The organism is Marmoricola sp. URHB0036, assembly GCF_000426045.1.
Taxonomy (GTDB): Bacteria; Actinomycetota; Actinomycetes; order Propionibacteriales; family Nocardioidaceae; genus Marmoricola.
The window spans coordinates 126,872-144,176 of sequence record NZ_KE384490.1 but is presented as its reverse complement, the minus strand read 5'-3'; the positions used below and the strand labels follow the sequence as shown (position 1 = coordinate 144,176).

Below are 17,305 nucleotides of genomic sequence, written 5' to 3'. Positions count from 1 at the left end.
GGCTCAGGCTCCTAGGCGCTTCATGTAGTCGAGGACCTGGTCGGCCGTCGGGGTGTGCATCTCGTCGACGATCTGGCCGTCGGCGAGGAAGATGACCCGGTCCGCGTAGCTCGCGGCAGTCGGGTCGTGGGTGACCATCACGACGGTCTGGCCGAGCTCGGTGACCGCGTTGCGGAGGAATCCGAGGAGCTCGGCGCTCGACGACGAGTCCAGGGCACCGGTGGGCTCGTCGGCGAAGACGATCTCCGGCTTGGACGCCAGTGCTCGCGCGGCGGCGACGCGCTGCTGCTGGCCACCGGAGAGCTGGGCAGGACGGTGGCCGAGGCGCCCGCTGAGACCCACGGTCTCGACGATCGAGGCGACCCAGTGCTCGTCCGGCTTGCGGCCGGCGATCCGCAGCGGGAGGACGATGTTCTCCGCGGCGGTCATGGTCGGGAGCAGGTTGAAGGACTGGAAGATGAAGCCGATCCGGTCCCGGCGCAGCATCGTCAGCTGCTTGTCGTTGAGCGAGCTGAGTTCGACGTCGCCGAGGAACACCTCACCCGAGCTGGGCCGGTCGAGGCCGGCGAGCATGTGCAGCAGCGTCGACTTGCCGGAGCCGGATGGCCCCATGATCGCCGTGAACTGCCCTTCCTGGAGGCCGACGCTGACGTTGTCGAGTGCCCAGACGGCTGCCTCGTCGACGCCGTAGAACTTGCTGAGGCCCTCGGCCCGAGCCGCTGTGGCGGTCGCAGCCTGGGGGCGAGTCGTGGTGACGGTCATGGTGTGACTCCTGTTGAGGGGGGCGGCCACCGGTCCGGTGGCTCACGTCCCAGACTTCGCGATCAGGGCGCTCGCCACCATGGAGCTGGGCGCAGGCCGGCCGAGGCTGGCCGCGCGCTCCGTGCGGGTGATCGTGTGGCCACCCCACCCCCGGGGTGGGGGCAGGCACCTCCCGCGCGGGCCGGCCAGGGCGCAGACTGCACTCATGTCAGGGCTGCAGTGGTTGCGTCGGCGATCTCGTCGTCAGCTGCTCGCGGACGCCCTCGTGCTCGCCGGACTGGTCGCCTTCGTCGTCCTGGTGTACGCCGTGCTGGTGCTCGGCCTGGGCGCCCTCCTCGGGCACACGTCGTCGCCGGACGTCGCCCTGTCTGTCCTCGCGACCGCGGTGGTCGCACTCGCCTTCGACCCGGTACAGCGGCGGCTCGAGCGGGCTGCCTCCCGTGCGGTGAACCAGGGCCGACCTTCGCCGTACGACGTGCTGCGGACCTTCTCGCAGACCGTGACCGGGAGCTACGACGCCCAGGAGCTGCCGTCCCGGATGGCCAGGGTCCTCGCCGACGGAACCGGCGCCGCGTGGTCCCAGGTCTGGCTGGTCGTCGGCGGCCGGCTGCAGCTCGCGGCGACCTGGCCACCCAACGCCGCCGAGCACGATGACGTGCTCGACCCGTCAGCGGCGACGTCGGGCACCGACGATCAGGGTCACGTGCGCAGGTCACTCCCCGTGGTGGAGGCCGGTGAGCTCCTCGGCGTGCTCGTGGTCCGCGAGCGTGACCACCGACCGTTGTCCTCGGTCGAGTCCCGCCTGTTCGCAGGTCTGGCCGACCAGGCCGGGCCGGTCCTGCGCGGGGCGCGGCTGCACGCCGAGCTCAGTCGTCGTCTCGAGGAGCTCTCCGCCCGCGCACAGGAGCTACGCATCTCGCGGCAGCGCCTGGTCGCCGCCCAGGACGCCGAGCGACGCACCCTCGAGCGCAACATCCACGACGGCGCCCAGCAGCACCTCGTCGCGCTGGCCGTGAACCTCCGTCTGGCCGAGACGCTCTCGCACCGCTCGCGCGAGCGGGCCGACGCGCTGCTCGCTGAGCAGGAGCAGGCCGCGGCCGAGGCGATCGAGGTCCTCGTGGCGCTCTCCCGGGGCATCTACCCGCGCAAGCTGGGGGCCGACGGCCTGGTTCCCGCGCTCACCACCGCCGTGGCCGGCAGCCCGATCCCGGTCGAGGTCACCGCGACCGGGGTGGGCAGGTACTCGGCCGGCATCGAGGCCACGGCGTACTTCTGCTGCCTGGAGGCGGTGCAGAACGCCGCCAAGCACTCGGGAGCGACCTCGATCCGGGTCTCCCTCGACGGACGCGACGGTCGCCTGGGCTTCGTGGTCATGGACGACGGCGTGGGCTTCGACCCGGCCGCCCCCACCACCGGAACTGGGCTCGCGAACCTGCGCGACCGCATCGAGTCGGCCGGCGGCACACTCACCACCGGGACCGTGCCGGGAGGCGGCACCCGGATCCGTGCCCGGCTGCCGGTGCTGCTCGAGCCGGCGCCGGTGCCCGCGGGTGATCCGACGTGACCGCCCGTCTGGCCTGGGTGCTGACCGGGCTCACCTTCGTGGCGGTGGTGGCGGACGTCTGGGTGACCGCCCAGTACCGAGGGCTCTTCTCCGAGGACGCCGTGGCCGTGCACGGGTTCCCGTTCGTCGACCTCGCGGTCCTCGGCGCCGCGGTGCTAGGTGCCCTCATCCTGGCGCAGGACCGCCGGCATCCCATCGGGCTGCTCCTCCTGCTGATCGGGTTCACCGGCGCGGTGTCACTGCTGACCGAGGCCTACAGCATCTGGGTGGTCGAGGAAAGCGGTCCCGGCTCACGCGGCTTCGCCGGGTGGTCGGGCTGGCTGTCGACCCTGCTCGGCGGCCAGCTGTCGATCGCCGCCATCGCACTGATCTTCCTGCTCGCGCCCAACGGTCGGCCGCTCTCCCCACGCTGGCGGTACGCCGTGGCGACGACGCTGCTCGGCGCGATCCTGTGCGCGGCGGGCGTCCTGGTCCAGGACCCGGCGACCTACGACATCAGCGCTGCGACCGTCCACATCGGTCTGCTCCCGGGAATCCTGGTCTCGGGGGGCTTCCTGCTGATCAGCGCCGGGTTGCTCGCCTCGGTCGTCTCGATGGTGCTCAGACTGCGCCGGAGTCGCGGCGAGGAGCGCCAGCAGGTGCGACTGGTCGCGTTGGCGGCCGCCCTCGTCGCCGCGGGCCTGCTGAACCTGTTCGTGGTGCAGGCTGTCAACGGCGGTGAGCAGACCTGGGCCGCCAGCCTGCCGCTGTACGTCGCCTACGTCCTGCTGATCGCGCTCTTCGGCATCGCTGTGCTCCGCTACCGGCTCTACGACGTCGAGGTGATCCTGAACCGCACCCTGGTCCTGGCGCTTGGCACGGCGTTCGCGGCCATCGGCTACACCACCCTCGTCGTCGTGGTCGGTGCGCGCGTCGGTCCGGACAGTGGCGGCGTCTGGCTGTCGCTGCTGGCCACGGCCCTGGTGGCCGTCGCGTTCCAGCCGCTGCGCCGACAGGTCATCAAGCTGGCCAACAGGTTGGCCTACGGTTCCCGTGCCCAGCCCTACGAGGCGCTGTTCGACTTCAGCCACCGGATCGCCGACGCTCCCGCGGCCGACACGCTGTTGCCCGCCGTCGCGGGCGCGGCCGGACGGGCGGTGTCGGCGCAGGGCGCTGCTGCGGTCCTGCAGGCCTCCGATCTACCTGCCCTCTCGGCGGTGTGGGGCACGCCCGGCGAGGAGGCCGACGCGCACGACGTACCGGTTCGCCACGGCAGGGAGCAGCTCGGCAGCATCCGGGTCTGGCTCAGCGGCGGGGCGCCACGCACGTCCGACGTACGCCTGCTCGAGGCGCTCGCCGACCAGACCGCCGTCGCCTTCCGCAACGTCGGGCTGCAGGCCCAGCTCGCCGCCCGCGTCGCCGACCTCGACCGCACGACCGAGGAGCTCGCCCGCTCCCGGGCCCGGATCATCGAGGCCGACGACGTCGCCCGACGCACCATGGAGGGCGCCATCTCCAGGGACGTGCTGCCGCACCTCTCCACTGTCCCGGCCGGGATCGTGCGGGCCCGAGAGGCGAACGCCGCCGGCCTCGACCGCACCGGGCTCGACGACCTCGTCCTGACCACCAACACCGCCCTGGAGGCCCTGCGCGACCTGACCCGAGGCCTGTTCCCGACGCAGCTGTCGCGATCCGGGCTCGAGCCGGCGCTGCGCTCACACCTCGCCCGCAGCGGGCTGTCGGGCGCGCTGCACGTCGACGCGACCGTGACGGGTCGGCGGTTCGTGCACGCGGTCGAAGCAGCGGTGTACTCCTGCCTGGTCGGTGCGGCACGCGAGTTCGATCAGCTCTCCGCCGTCGATCTCTCCCTCGCGGAGCACGAACTGGTGGTGCGGCTGCGCGGCAAGCGTCACGAGGACGCCGACCTCCAGGCGATCCTCGACCGCGCCGAGGCGGTGGGCGGGGCCATGAGCATCGGGCCGGACGAGCTCGTGATCCGCATCCCGGCCGACGCCGAGGAGCTCGTGCAGGGCTAGCGGGAGGCCGCGGCCCAGACCTCGGCGAGCCGGTCCGGACCGAACGCCGCCTTGGCGACGTACGCCGAGGCGCCACACCCTTCGAGGTCGAACTCGTCCTCGTCGTACGTCGAGAGCAGCACGACGACCGGGCCACCCGGCCCCTCGGTCAGCCGGCGCGCCGCGTCGATGCCACTGATGCCGGGAAGGTTCACGTCCATCAGGACCAGGTCCGGCTGCACCTCGGCCGCGACGCTCACGGAGCCTTCGCCGGTCGTGCTCTCGGCCACCATGACGAACCCGTCGGTCTCGGTGACCACCGACGCGAGCGCACGCCGGTAGGCGGTCTGGTCGTCGACGACGAGCACCCGCACGTCAGCCATGGGCACCTCCTCGCGGACATCGTGCCCTTTCCGGGCATCCGGCCGACATGGGGCTGTCCCCCGATCTGGAGGTGGCTGCCCCCACCCGGCGCATGGCTAGCCTTTCCGGGGTGATCGAGTAACCGTGGCCCGAGAGCCCGGAACGCACCCAAGCCCGGGTGGGGCCAACAACGCGTCGCGCAGAAGGCGGACCTGCTTTGCGTCATACGAATTGTGGTCTCAAGGGCACGGTTCGTATGACGTCCCGAACGACAGAGGCACTCGCGCACTCAGCTGGCGCACCCATCTATCGCACATGCGACCGGACATGACGATGTGCAGACCGCGTGGGCACCTGGGAGGAGGTGCTACGCGGCGGACTGCAGCACTCGCAACACGATCTCGCGGTCATCGTCTGAGGCGTAGACGGCGAGGTCCCCGGCGTAGGTGTAGCCACCCCACTCCGGCTCTCCCCGAGACTCGGCTCGTCTGACACCCGCCTCGTGGGCGGGGTCGAAGGTCGCGGAGCGATAGAACGCCACGCCGCCGGCCCACGTGCAGCTGTCCGAGTGGGGCCGTGGCGCCCAGACCTCGAACTCGAACTCGCAGCCATCCCTGTCCACTCGCTCCCAGGACGCTGGGATGTCGACCCGCACACCCTCGTACCGAATGGTCATCCACCCTGAATGCGACGAGCCGTCGACTACCTCGGCGCCGCCGCCGTCGCGGGCGAGCCAGAGCCACACCCCGGCCAGCACCAACAGGCACACCGACACCAGGGCTAGCAGTCGGAGCGGAGACGACACTCTGGCCAACGCACGCATCACCTGAGTCTGACGCAGTCGCCCGGGTGCGGGGTTCCCGAACGCGCGTCGAAGGCGGACGGCGGCTTGGCGTTTGGCGCGGTGAGGTGTCGGGCAACGTGAAGCACGCCTCATCGTCCCGCGGCCGTCACGAAGGGCTACCGCGATCAATCTGCTTCGAGGAGTACCGATGACCAACCTCCGACGCATCCTGCTGACGGGCGTCACACTGGCCGCTGCCATCGGCGCAAACGCGGTTGGTCTTGCGCCAGCTCATGCTGGGGGGCCAGGCACCGTCTACATCTACGGAGACACCTACGACCAGTGCACGACGAACATGTCGAACTCGATCAAGCTGCAGCGGGCCAACGGCTACCAGGTCACCGGGGTGCACGGCTGCCGCAAGACCGGTGACGGTCGTCGCTACTTCGGCGACTACGTAGTCAACTGATCCAAGCCGTCAGGCGTCCGCACCCAGGCTCAGGCGAGGGTTCGAGGGGAGGGCTCGAGGCTCCTGCTCCCCCGGGACATCGCCCGGCGCGAGCGGCAGCGTGAAGGAGAAGACGGTGCCCTCGCCAGGCGCACTCGACACCCAGATGCGACCACCATGTCGCTCCACGATGGAGCGCGTGATGGTCAGGCCCAGACCGGTGCCGCCCTTCTCCGTGGCGTCGGTGGCACGCACCTGGTGAAAGCGTTCGAAGACGTTGGTGAGCTGGTCCTCGGGGATCCCACGCCCGTCGTCGCGCACCGAGATCACCACCTGGGTCTCCTCGACCACCGCGCTCACCAGGACGACTCCGTCCTCCGGGCTGAACTTCACCGCGTTGCCGATCAGGTTGACCAGCGCCTGCTCCACCCGGTCGGGGTCGCACAATGCCCGTCCGGCGACCTCCCCGAATCGGAGACGCACCCCGGCCGTGGCGGCGAGCCCCTCCAGCGAAGCGATGGCGTCGCCGACAACGGTGGCGACGTCGGTCGGGCGCGGCACCACGCTGAAGTCGCCGGTGGCCAGCTTCTCGACATCGATGATGTCGTTGACGAGCCGGCTGAGTCGCTCGCTGCCCCGCTGCGCCGTGGCGATCATGTCGTGGGCGATCCCGGGCAGCTCGCCCGCGTCACCGTCGGACAGCATCTCGAGCATGCCGCGGATCGAGGTCAGCGGCGTACGCAGCTCGTGGCTCACCGAGCTGACGAACTGCTGCTTGATCTGCTCGACGGCCTGGCGCTCGGTGATGTCGCGGAACGCCACCACCACGCCCGCACGGCCGAGTCCGATGGGCGTCTCCTTGGGAGCCGCCGTGACCTCGACAGGCAGCAGCGACCCGTCGCTTCGGCGGTACGTCGTCTGCTCGTCGGTGATGACGTGGCCCAGTGAGCCGACCATGCGCAGCGGACACTGTTCGTGCGGCAACGCGCACAGCGCTGCGCATGCGTCGCGGCCGACGAGAGCCGTCGGGTCGTAGCCGAGCATCCGGCCTGCCGCGACGTTGACGAAGGTGATCCGGCCCTCGGTGTCCACCCCGACGATGCCCTCGCCGACCGCTGCCAGGATGCGCTCGTGCTCCGCGTTCACACGCTGGAGCTGGTCGGTGCGGTCCTTGACCTCGGCCTCCAGGGAGGCACGTGAGCGGCGAGCGTCGACGGAGAAGATGGACTGACGGATCACCACGGCGATCGCGGCCAGGGCACCGACCGTCCAGTCGTACCACGTGTGCAGGCCGCCGAGCATGGCCGCCGTCGCGGCAGCCACCACGACCACCTCGGGCAGGGCCAGCAGCATCCGGTAGGACCGGACGTGGAGGGTCGGGGTCACGCGCTGCGGCCTGCCAGCAGCCCATCCTGCGTAGCTGATCATGGCGGTCCCGCACGCGAAGACCAGGTTGATGCCCGGTGCGCCGATGAAACCAGCCGGGGTGGTCACGGCGTACCCGACGCCGGCGAGCGCCCACGCCCCGAATCCCGCCACCAACGCGGGCAGCTCGGGGCGGGACTTGTCGCCGACGCGACGAGCCTTCGCATACGCCTGGCTGCACAGGAGCAGGGCGGCGGCCGGATAGAGCAGTGCGAACAGCTCGTCGCTCGGCGACGAGGCGTGGGCGAGCACGAAACGGACGACCACGACCGTGCCGATCAGGGTCAGGCACACCAGCATGACGACGATGTCGACGAAGGTGCGCAGCGCGGCACCCGGCTGCCACCTTCCGGTCGGCAGGACGGCCACCGCGACCACGATCAGGGCGATCGCGAGGAGCTGCAGGTCGCGGGCTGCCTCCACCGAGCTCACGACAGGCGTCAGCACGGTCAGGTCGAACAGGACGTTGCTCAGCCCCCAGCTCAGCATGGCGGCCGTGAGCGCCCACCAGGCGAACCTGGCCGCGCCCGTCCCACGGAGGGCGGCACGGGCCGCGAAGACCGCGGCCACGAAGGAGATCGAGCCCAGGGACAGCTCCACCACCGCCGAGACCTGCTGGGAGGACGAGGTGAACAGCACTCCGAACAGGTCGCTGGAGGTGTCCACGCCCAGAGGCGTGGGTCCAGTCATGAGTGCCATGCGCGCGTCTCCGAAACCTTGCCGGGGGCCGTGGGGGACGGCCCGGGTACCCACGGTGGCACAGTTTCCGCTCAATACTGGACAAATAGGGCACAGAGTCTCGTCGTGCTAGCAGAGCGAGGCTCACCGCGTCGCGGGGCCTCCGGTGGCCTCGAGGAAGGCGAGCACGGCCATCACCCGCCGGTTGACGTCGGACTCGTGCACGATGCCGAGCTTGGTGAACACCGCCCCCACGTGCTTCTCGACGGCGCGCTCGCTCATGAACAGCGCCTTCGCCGTCGCGGCGTTGCTCCGGCCGGCGGCCAGCTCCTCGAGCACCTCGTACTCCCGCTCGGTGAGCGCCGACAGGACGGACGTCGACTCGGCGGACTTCCGGGCCAGCAGGGCCTCGACGATCTTCGGGTCCAGCACGGAACCGCCGCGGGCGACCTCGTGCAGCGCGCGCACCAGGTCGTCGACCTCGGTGACCCGCTCCTTGAGCAGGTAGCCGAGACCGGCCACCCCTTCGGAGAGGAGCTCGAAGGCGTACTGCTCCTCGACGTACTGCGAGAGCACCACCACCCCGGTCTGCGGGAAGTCCGCCCGGATCCGCTTGGCCGCGTCGATGCCCTCGGTGGTGAACGAGGGCGGCATCCGGATGTCGGTGAGTACGGCGTCCGGGCGGTGCTCCTCGACCGCGGCGAGGAGTGCCTGCTGGTCGGCGACGGACTCGACGAGGTCCACCTCGGCGGCCTCGGCGAGGACGCCGGTCACGCCCTGGCGCACCAGGTAGTTGTCGTCGGCGAAGACGACCCGCACGGTCATGGGCTCACTCTAGGTGGCACGAACCCAGTCGATCGTGCGTCGCGCGATCTCCTGGCCGGCGTCCTCCTGCACGAAGTGGCTCCCGTCGACCCGGGCGTGCGGCTGGCCCTGCGCGCCGGGGACGTGTGTCTGGAGCGGTCGGTCGGCGCGACCGAGGATGGGGTCGCTCGCACCGAACAGCGTGAGGAACGGCTTGTCCCACTGACCCAGTCGACGCCAGGCCTCGCGGTTGGCCGGCACGGCAGGGTCATTCGGCGAGGTCGGCACCAGTCTCGGGAAGGCGCGAGCACCGGCCTTGTGCGCCCGCGAGGGGAACGGGGCGTCGTACGCCGCGACCTCGGCCTTGCTCAGCCTGCGCTTGGTGCCGGTGGCCACGATGCGACCGACCGGGAAGACGGGTGAGTACGTCGCAAAGGTGCGCCAGGCCTTGAACGGCCAGCCGGGATCGCGCTCGGCCGTGGGTAGGAAGCCGTTCGCCACGACGATCCGGCTGAACCGCTCCTCGTTCTCGGCCGCGAGCCGGAGCCCGAGCAACGAGCCCCAGTCCTGGCAGACCAGCGTGATGTCGCGCAGGTCGACGGCCTCCAGCCACTCGGTCAGCCAGTCCATGTGGCGCTGGTAGGAGTAGTCGCCCAGCTCAGTCGGCTTGTCCGACCGACCGAATCCGACGAGGTCCGGCGCGACTGCCCGCAACCCGGCATCGGCGAAGAGCGGGATCATCCACCGGTACAGGTAGCTCCACGACGGCTCGCCGTGCAGCATCAGCACCGGTGCGGCGTCGCGCGGACCTTCGTCGACGTGGTGCATCCGCAGCCCGTCGCTGATGGTCGTGTGGTGCGGCGCGAACGGGAAGTCGGGGAGGTTCGCGAACCGCTCCTCGGGAGTGCGTACGACGTCCACGGCTGCTACCCCCGCTCGATACGCCGGGTCGCGACCTCCGCGAGGTAGCCCGCACAGTCCCCCAGCACGGAGTCGTCGAACACCGCCCGCGCCGAGTGGTTGTCGGCCGCCGTCGCCGGGTCGTCCGCGGCACACGCGCTGATCGAGACGTAGGCGCCGGGCACCCGTTCGAGGACGTAGGAGAAGTCCTCGGTGCCGGGATCGGCGAACTGCTCCTCGTCGTACCGCCCTTCGCCGAACAGGTCGGTCAGGGTGGCGCGGGCGAAGGCGTACTCGTTTTCGTCGTTGATCGTCACCGGGTAGCCGGGCGTCCACTCGATCTCGGCCCGCAGACCGTGGGCGTCGGCGATGCCCTCCAGCAGTCGGCGTACGGCGCCCTCGAGCAGGTCGCGGTTGGCCCGGCTGAACGACCGGATCGTCGCCTCGAAGACGGCGTCGTCCGGGATGATGTTCTCCTTGGTGCCGGCTGCGAACTTGCCGACCGTGAGGACCACCGGGTCGTTGATGTCGACCCGCCGGGTGACCAGCGTCTGCAGCGCGGTCACCATCTCGCAGGCGACCGGGATCGGGTCGCGGGTCATGTGCGGCGCCGAGCCGTGGCCGCCGACACCGACGACCCGCACGATGAACTCGTCGGAGGCACCCCACAGGGGACCGGGCCGGGAGAACCAGGTGCCGAGCGGCCGGCCGGAGGACATCACGTGCAGGCAGTACGCCGCGTCGGTCGGTCGTCCCGCCGCCTCGAGCACTCCCTCGTCGATCATCGCCATCGCCCCTGCCGTCGTCTCCTCGGCCGGCTGCCACATCAGCACGACGTCACCGGCCAGCTCGTCGCGCCGCTCGCACAGCAGCCGGGCCGCTCCCACCAGGGCCGCGACGTGCAGGTCGTGCCCGCAGGCGTGCATCTGGCCAGGCTGCTCGGAGGAGAACTCCAGCCCGGTCTCCTCGGTCACCGGCAGGGCGTCCATGTCGCCGCGCAGGAGGACGACCGGACCGATGCCGTCGTGCGCTCCCCCACGCAGCACCGCCGTCACCGAGCTGAGCGCCGTACCCGTCGTGATGTCGAGGTCCAGCCCCTCGAGCGCTCGCAGCACTAGCGCCTGGGTCTTCGGCAGGTCTCGATCGAGCTCGGGCACCCGGTGCAGCTCACGCCGCAGGTCGATCAGGTCGGGTGCGATCTCGTGGGCTCGGTCGAGGATGGGCTGCATGCCTGCATTCTGGCCCGATCAGGACAGGCGCAGCCGGATCCACCTGAACGAGAGCCACGCGAGCAGCCCGGAGGCCGCGAGGTAGAGCCCCAGCTCAGCCCACTGCAGGCGCCAGAAGTGGCTCTCCGGCTGGTAGACGACCTGCTGTCGATAGCCCTCGTCGGCGAGTCGGGCGAAGCAGTCATCCAGGCTCCCGCGCGCTGGACTCACACCGATGGTCCCGCCCGGCTCTGCAGCGCCGGGCGGAGTCGGCAGACAGCCCCTGAACCACGTGGGTATCGCGGCCGCGTGGCCGTGGGCATCGACGGTCCGGTTGGACAGGACCCAGTCACCCGGACCAGCCGTGTGCGTGGTGATGGTCAAGCGTTTCGAGGCGTCGAAGTTAATGCCGTCGAGGGTGCGGTCGGAGATGACCATCGAGCTCGTGGTGGGAGGAATCACGTGCGGTCGTACCCACAGCGGAACAGCGACCTGGACGAAGACGTAGATCGCCAGAGTCAGGGCCATCGCCGGGACGGACCGCCGTACGACCAGCCCGACCAGGGTCCCGAGCAGCAGAGCGAACACGGCGTACCCGACGGGTACGACGCCGCGCATGGCGAAGGCGACCGGGGTCATGTGCGAGACCAGGCTGCCGCGCTGGCCGCCCTTCACGCCGTCGATCGGGTGCGCCCACCAGGTGATCGCCGTGGTGAGGATCGCGACCGCGATCGCGACCGCGAGGACCGAGAAGCCGAGCTTCACCGCGAGCCAGCGTCCACGGGTGACGGACTGGTTCCACACCAGCCGGTAGGTGCCGGTCTCGAGCTCTCTGGCCACCAACGGTGCGCCCCAGAAGATCCCGATGACGGCCGGGGCAACCGCCAGCACGGCGATGCCGCCGTTGAAGAGCAGCCGGTCGTTGCCGGTGAGGACGTCGAACACGTTCTTGTTGTGCGCCGCGAGGCGGGCGAGCGCGGGACCAGTGAGGGCGAGCCAGACACAACCTGCCGCGACCAGCCCGAAGACGGCCACGAACTGGGTCCGGAACTGACGCCAGGTCAGCCAGATCACGGGATCACCTCGAGCTCGGGGCTGGACTGGACGGCAGGGGCGCTCCCCTCCATGTAGGCCAGGACCAGGTCCTCGAGACCGAGGGGCGTGGTCGACCAGGAAGGATCGAGGACGCGCGATTCCGTGCGTACGACGTAGGTGGACTGCCGATCGGTGTGGCTGGCCCAGACGACGTGCTGGTCGGCCGGCAGCGAATCGGGATCTCGGCGCGGGCCGGAGAGCCGGTGGTGCGTCGCCAGCAGCCGGTCGACGTCGCCCGCGACGCGGACCTGCGAGTCGACCAGCACGACCGCGTGGTCACAGACGCGCTCGAGGTCGGAGACGACATGTGAGGAGAGCAGCACACTGATCTCCTCCTCGGCGACCGCCTCCATCAGCACCTGCAGGAACTCGCGCCGCGCCAGGGGGTCGAGGCTCGCGACCGGCTCGTCGAGGACCAGCAGCTCGGGTCGCTTGGCCAGGCCGAGGGTGAGTGCGAGCTGCGCACGTTGACCGCCGGAGAGACGCCCGGCCTTCTGTCGCTGGTCGAGGCCGAGGCGGTCGATGCGGCGACGCGCGGCCGCCTGGTCCCACCGAGGGTTGAGGTGGGCACCCAGGCGCAGGTGGTCGGCGATCGTGAGTCCGGCGTACGTCGGGGTGTCCTGCGCCACGAAGCCGACCTTCGCCAGCTGGGCCGAGCTGGCCGCGGGTCGACCCCCGCAGACCTCGATGGTGCCCACGGTCGGGCTCAGGATCCCGACCGCCAGGTTCAGCAGCGTCGTCTTGCCGGCGCCGTTCGGGCCGACCAGGCCGGTCACCCGTCCGGTGGGGATCTCGAGCGTGCAGTCACGCAGCGCCCATCGACGCCGGTACTGCTTGCCGAGTCCGTGGGCGGCCACGACGGCGTTCACGCGGACTCCTCGTTCACGTCACGAAACGTGCTCGCGAAGAGCGCCTCGATGCTCTCCTCGTCGAGCCCGGCCAGTCGGGCCTTCGCGAGCCAGCGCGCCAGGTCGCGGCGGAGTGGTTCGTGAGCGGCCAGTGTGGAGTCGGCCAGGGTCCGGGTGACGAAGGTGCCGACTCCCGGCCGGGCAGCGACCAGTCCGTCGCGCTCGAGCTCGCGGTAGGCCTTCAGCACGGTGTTCGGGTTGATCGCCAGGCTGGCCACCACGTCCTTGACGGTGGGCAGCTGGTCGCCCTCGACCAGCAGTCCGAGGCGCAGGGCCCGTCGTACCTGGTGGACGACCTGGAGGTACGGCGAGACGCCCGACCTCGTGTCCAGCGAGAACTCGATCATCTGGAACTTCCATTCATCTAGTTACCTAGCACATTAGATACCTAGATGATGGCTGTCAATGGGGGCTGCTTGCCACAGGGGTCACAGGTTTCACAACACCGGTTGTGAAACCGGCACGCCCCTCAGACCCGCGCCCGACCGGTCACCACCGGCAGGTCCGCGAGGGTCTTGATGCCGGGCTCGGCGGCGACCACGGCCGGCACGGCGTTGGTCACCGGCATCGCGGTGTAGATCATGCCGAGGCCCATGAAGCCCTCCTCGGGCCAGTCCTTCGGCGGCAGGCAGTGCAGCACCGTGCGCATGTTGGGTACGCCGAAGACCTGGATGACGTGGCCGTGGGCCAGCGGCTTGGGGGGTACGACGTGCTCACCCATCGTCCAGTTGAAGCCCACGCTGACCACGTTGCGATCCCCGACCCAGCCGCGGTGGTAGCCGTGGACGCCGCCGACCGTCCCGGCCGGGATCTGCATGAACCCGAGGTCGGAGTCGCCGGTCGCCTCGGTGAAGGTGACGTCGAAGGTGATCCGGTCGAGCGTCACTCCCATCGCATCGGCAATCATCGCCGCCGACTCGGCGAACACCTCGCTCTCCCGCCGTACGCTCTCGGCCAGTCCCGGGGTGTCCGGCGACTGCGAGAACCCCATCGCCGTCTGGGTCCCGGCGGACTCGTACGTCGAGCAGTCCACCGACTCGGTGATCGTGATCGTGTCGACCACCTCGCAGGCACCGGAGAGCACCATCCCGACCATGTTGGTGATGCCCGGGTGGGCGCCGCTGCCGAAGATCGTCGATCGACCCTGCGCACAGGCCTTCTCGATGCGGGCACGGTCCTCGGCCGACTGCTTGCCACCCGTGATCCAGGCCGCGCTCGAGCAGACGTTGATGCCCGACTCCAGGAGGCGCACCAGCTCCTCGACGCTCGGCCAGAGCGGGTTGTAGCAGCAGGCATCGGGCGCGAGCGCGATCAGCGCGTCGATGTCGTTGGTGGCCAGCACCCCGGTGGGTTCGGGCCAGCCACACAGCTCGGCTGCGTCCCGGCCCACCTTCTCCTCGCCGTGCGCGTAGACGCCGACCAGCTCCAGGTCGGGGCGGCCGAGGATCGCGTGCAACGAACGGCGGCCGATGTTGCCGGTGGTCCACTGGATGACGCGCAGGGGGTGAGTCATCCCCGCAGGCTAGAACGTGTTCTAGTCTGCGTCCAGAAGCGCCCGGTCGACGGCTGCGGAGTCCAGCACCTCGCGGATCGCCAGGGCGGCACAGCCGACGACACCGGACTGCTCGCCATGGGTGACCGGCACGATCACCAGCTCCCGGGTGGCGAGGGCGGAGGCCTGGGAGTAGAGCGACTCGCGCAGTCCGGCCACGAACGGGTCGTAGGCCTGGGCGAGGTCGCCGCCGACCACGACCGCCTCGGGGTTCAACACGTTCACCGTCGAGGCGACGACCTCGCCGATCCGACGGCCGGCGACCCGGACGAGGTGCCGGGCGTCGGCGTCACCCTTGACCGCCAGGGCGACGAGGTCGCGCACGTGGGTGATCTCGTGGCCGCCGGTCCGCGCCGCCTGCACGAGTGCCCAACCGGCCGCCACCGCCTCGAGGCAGCCGGTGTCGCCGCAGCGACAGGGCAGCCCCTGGGCGGCAGCGATCTTGTTGTGGCCGATCTCGCCGGCCGCGCCCAGGGCCCCGCGCAGCAGCCGGCCGTCGGTGACGATGCCGACGCCGATACCGGTCGAGGCCTTCACGAACAGCAGGTCGCGGTGCCGTTCGAGGTGACCACGCCGCTCGGAGAGCGCCATCACGTTGGCGTCGTTGTCGACGAAGACCGGGACCCGGCCGCCGGTCAGCTTCTCCAGGTACGGCGCGAGCTCGACTCCGTTCCAGCCGGCCATGATGGGCGAGTCGAGACTCGCGCCGCGCTCGAGCTCGACGGTGCCGGGGATGCTCAGGCCGACGGCGCGCACGTCCGTTACCCGCCGTCCCGCCTCCTTCAGCAGGTCGGTGAACCCGGCCAGCACCTGCGGCATCAGGTCGTCCGGGGCGGCGCCGACCTCCTGCTCGAGGTCGTTGGTGGCGAGGACGCCGCCGTTGAGGTCGCAGACGCCCAGCTGGGTGCGGCTGCGACCGATCGCACCGGCCAGCACCACGCCGGCGTCACGGTTGAATCGCAGCCCGACCGGGGGCCGGCCGCCGGTCGAGGGCTCCCGTTCCTCCTCGACACCCTCGACCACGAGCCCCGACTCGAGCAGGGACGCGATCCGGGCCGCGACCGCCGTACGGGACAGGCCGGTGAGCCGACCGACGTCGCTGCGGGTCCGCGCACGCCCGTCGCGGATCAGCGAGAAGACCTCGCCTGCGGTGGCAGGTCCGGGGACGGAGGACATGACCGCCATTGAACCACTGGCGCGTACTCCTGTTCACCCAACTGTGCGACTTTTGTTTTGTAAAAGTCATAAGTCTGTCTTGCAGAACAACATATCTCCGCCTACGGTGGAGGCTCGTTCAGTCCATTCCCCGGAGAGACAACTGATGTCCCCATCCCCTGGACTTCCTCCCGCACTCCCAGGCCCCGTTCCCCCGGCCGACTTCGTCGTCTTCGGCGGCACCGGCGACCTGGCCGTCCGCAAGCTGCTGCCCGCGCTCTACCTCCGCGACCGCGACGGCCAGCTCCCGGCCGAGACCCGCATCGTGGCCCTGTCCCGCGCCGGTCTCGACGTCGCCGGCTACCGCGACAAGATCCGCGGCGAGCTGCCGCGCTTCGTGCGTGCGGACGAGCTCGACGACGCGGTCCTCGACCGGTTCGTCGCCCGCCTGACCCACGTCAGCATCGACATCGAGCACGAGGCCGGCTGGTCCAGCCTCGTGGAGACTCTCGACCACCCCGAGCGGGTGCGAGTCTTCTACCTCGCCATCGCCCCGTCGCTGTTCGGACCGGTGAGCCGCCGACTCGCCGACCACGGCCTGGTCACCGAGAGCTCGCGGCTCGTCCTGGAGAAGCCGATCGGCCACGACCTCGCCTCCGCGCGGGAGATCAACGACGCCGTCGGCGCGGTCTTCGAGGAGAACCAGATCTTCCGCATCGACCACTACCTCGGGAAGGAGAGCGTGCAGAACCTGCTGGTGACCCGCTTCGCCAACAGCTTCCTCGAGCCGCTCTGGAACGCCAACTGCATCGACCACGTGCAGATCACCGCCGCCGAGTCGCTCGGGGTCGGCACGCGCGGTGGCTACTACGACGGCTCGGGCGCCCTGCGCGACATGATCCAGAACCACCTGCTCCAGCTGCTCTGCCTGGTGGCGATGGAGCCTCCGACGTACGTCGGCCGCGAGACCGTCCGCGACGAGAAGCTCAAGGTGCTCCAGGCCCTGAAGCCGATCACCGGCACCGCCGTGGACAGCTCCGTCGTGGCCGGGCAGTACCGACCCGGCCTCGTCGACGGCACGGCTGTCGCGTCGTACCAGACCGATGCGGAGCGACCCGGCTCGACGACCGAGACCTTCGTGGCCATCAAGGCCGAGGTGCAGAACTGGCGGTGGACCGGGGTGCCGTTCTACCTGCGCACCGGCAAGCGGATGGAGCGACGGGTCTCGGAGATCGTCATCCAGTTCAAGGACGTGCCGCACCCGATGTTCCCCGGCAGCGAAGGCACCAGCGAGCCCAACCGGCTCGTCATCCAGCTCCAGCCCGACGAGGGCATGAAGCTGCACCTCACCGCGAAGGAACCCGGTCCGGGTGGCATCCGGCTGCGCCCGGTCTCGCTCGACCTGAACTACGCCCAGACCTTCCAGCGACACTCGCCCGACGCCTACGAGCGGCTGCTGATGGACGTCGTACGCGGCAACCCGACCCTGTTCATGCGCCGCGACGAGGTCGAGGCCGCGTGGACGTGGGTCGAGCCGATCCTCGAGCGCTGGTCGGCCCCCGGCCACGCTCCCCGCCCCTACCCCGCCGGCACCGGCGGCCCGAGTGCGGCCATCAACCTGCTCGAGCGCGACGGCCGTTCCTGGCACGAGTGAGGACTCCCATG

At 70.4% G+C, this 17,305-nt stretch carries 16 protein-coding genes; 4 read left to right on the top strand and 12 right to left on the bottom strand.

Annotation, left to right across the window (positions count from 1 at the left end):
* Window positions 1-3: 3 nt before the first annotated feature.
* The gene (locus H976_RS0120915) at window positions 4-762 is read right to left on the bottom strand and encodes an ABC transporter ATP-binding protein (protein ID WP_027863114.1); all 759 of its coding nucleotides are present in this window, start codon (window positions 760-762) and stop codon (window positions 4-6) included.
* Window positions 763-967: 205 nt separating this feature from the next.
* Between H976_RS0120915 and H976_RS29235 the strand changes: the two genes are divergently transcribed.
* Both H976_RS29235 and H976_RS0120905 read left to right on the top strand, forming a co-directional pair.
* The gene (locus H976_RS29235; protein ID WP_196804173.1) at window positions 968-2,326 is read left to right on the top strand and encodes an ATP-binding protein; all 1,359 of its coding nucleotides are present in this window, start codon (window positions 968-970) and stop codon (window positions 2,324-2,326) included.
* On the top strand, window positions 2,323-4,341 hold the full coding sequence (locus tag H976_RS0120905; protein ID WP_027863112.1) for a hypothetical protein: 2,019 nt from the start codon (window positions 2,323-2,325) through the stop codon (window positions 4,339-4,341). Before H976_RS29235 ends, H976_RS0120905 begins: the two co-directional genes overlap by 4 nt.
* On the opposite strand, the gene H976_RS27755 is transcribed toward H976_RS0120905, so the two are convergent.
* Window positions 4,338-4,703 carry a response regulator transcription factor gene (locus H976_RS27755; RefSeq protein WP_051277227.1) on the bottom strand — a complete coding sequence of 122 codons (366 nt, stop codon included), beginning with the start codon at window positions 4,701-4,703 and terminating at the stop codon, window positions 4,338-4,340. The genes H976_RS0120905 and H976_RS27755 overlap by 4 nt on opposite strands.
* A gap of 347 nt (window positions 4,704-5,050) precedes the next feature.
* A complete protein-coding gene (locus H976_RS0120895; protein WP_155918607.1) occupies window positions 5,051-5,488 on the bottom strand; it encodes a hypothetical protein in 438 nt (145 codons plus the stop codon).
* 187 nt (window positions 5,489-5,675) lie between these two features.
* On the opposite strand from H976_RS0120895, the gene H976_RS0120890 reads away from it, so the two are divergent.
* Entirely contained in the window at window positions 5,676-5,936 is a 261-nt protein-coding gene (locus H976_RS0120890) for a hypothetical protein (RefSeq protein ID WP_027863110.1), read from the top strand.
* A gap of 9 nt (window positions 5,937-5,945) precedes the next feature.
* Here H976_RS0120890 and H976_RS29230 read toward each other — a convergent pair whose 3' ends face one another.
* From H976_RS29230 to H976_RS0120845, 9 genes are all read right to left on the bottom strand, one after another.
* Entirely contained in the window at window positions 5,946-8,039 is a 2,094-nt protein-coding gene (locus H976_RS29230; RefSeq protein WP_081683095.1) for an ATP-binding protein, read from the bottom strand.
* Window positions 8,040-8,162: 123 nt separating this feature from the next.
* Window positions 8,163-8,843, bottom strand: a complete 681-nt coding sequence (locus H976_RS0120880) for a response regulator transcription factor (protein WP_027863109.1) — start codon at window positions 8,841-8,843, stop codon at window positions 8,163-8,165.
* A 9-nt stretch (window positions 8,844-8,852) separates the two neighbouring features.
* A complete protein-coding gene (locus H976_RS0120875) occupies window positions 8,853-9,743 on the bottom strand; it encodes a haloalkane dehalogenase (protein WP_027863108.1) in 891 nt (296 codons plus the stop codon).
* Window positions 9,744-9,748: 5 nt separating this feature from the next.
* On the bottom strand, window positions 9,749-10,951 hold the full coding sequence (locus H976_RS0120870; RefSeq protein ID WP_051277223.1) for a M20 family metallopeptidase: 1,203 nt from the start codon (window positions 10,949-10,951) through the stop codon (window positions 9,749-9,751).
* An 18-nt stretch (window positions 10,952-10,969) separates the two neighbouring features.
* Window positions 10,970-12,004: an ABC transporter permease subunit gene (locus tag H976_RS0120865; protein WP_027863106.1), complete on the bottom strand. Its 1,035-nt coding sequence runs from the start codon at window positions 12,002-12,004 to the stop codon at window positions 10,970-10,972.
* Window positions 12,001-12,894, bottom strand: coding sequence for an ABC transporter ATP-binding protein (locus H976_RS0120860; RefSeq protein ID WP_027863105.1), 894 nt, complete (start codon window positions 12,892-12,894; stop codon window positions 12,001-12,003). Before H976_RS0120860 ends, H976_RS0120865 begins: the two co-directional genes overlap by 4 nt.
* Entirely contained in the window at window positions 12,891-13,280 is a 390-nt protein-coding gene (locus H976_RS0120855) for a GntR family transcriptional regulator (RefSeq protein ID WP_027863104.1), read from the bottom strand. Before H976_RS0120855 ends, H976_RS0120860 begins: the two co-directional genes overlap by 4 nt.
* Before the next feature lie 122 nt (window positions 13,281-13,402).
* Complete coding sequence (locus tag H976_RS0120850) at window positions 13,403-14,446, bottom strand: dihydrodipicolinate reductase (protein WP_027863103.1); 1,044 nt, start codon at window positions 14,444-14,446, stop codon at window positions 13,403-13,405.
* A gap of 21 nt (window positions 14,447-14,467) precedes the next feature.
* Window positions 14,468-15,661: an ROK family protein gene (locus tag H976_RS0120845; protein WP_196804172.1), complete on the bottom strand. Its 1,194-nt coding sequence runs from the start codon at window positions 15,659-15,661 to the stop codon at window positions 14,468-14,470.
* A 145-nt stretch (window positions 15,662-15,806) separates the two neighbouring features.
* On the opposite strand from H976_RS0120845, the gene zwf reads away from it, so the two are divergent.
* Entirely contained in the window at window positions 15,807-17,294 is a 1,488-nt protein-coding gene (zwf, locus tag H976_RS0120840) for a glucose-6-phosphate dehydrogenase (RefSeq protein ID WP_027863101.1), read from the top strand.
* Window positions 17,295-17,305: the final 11 nt, after the last annotated feature.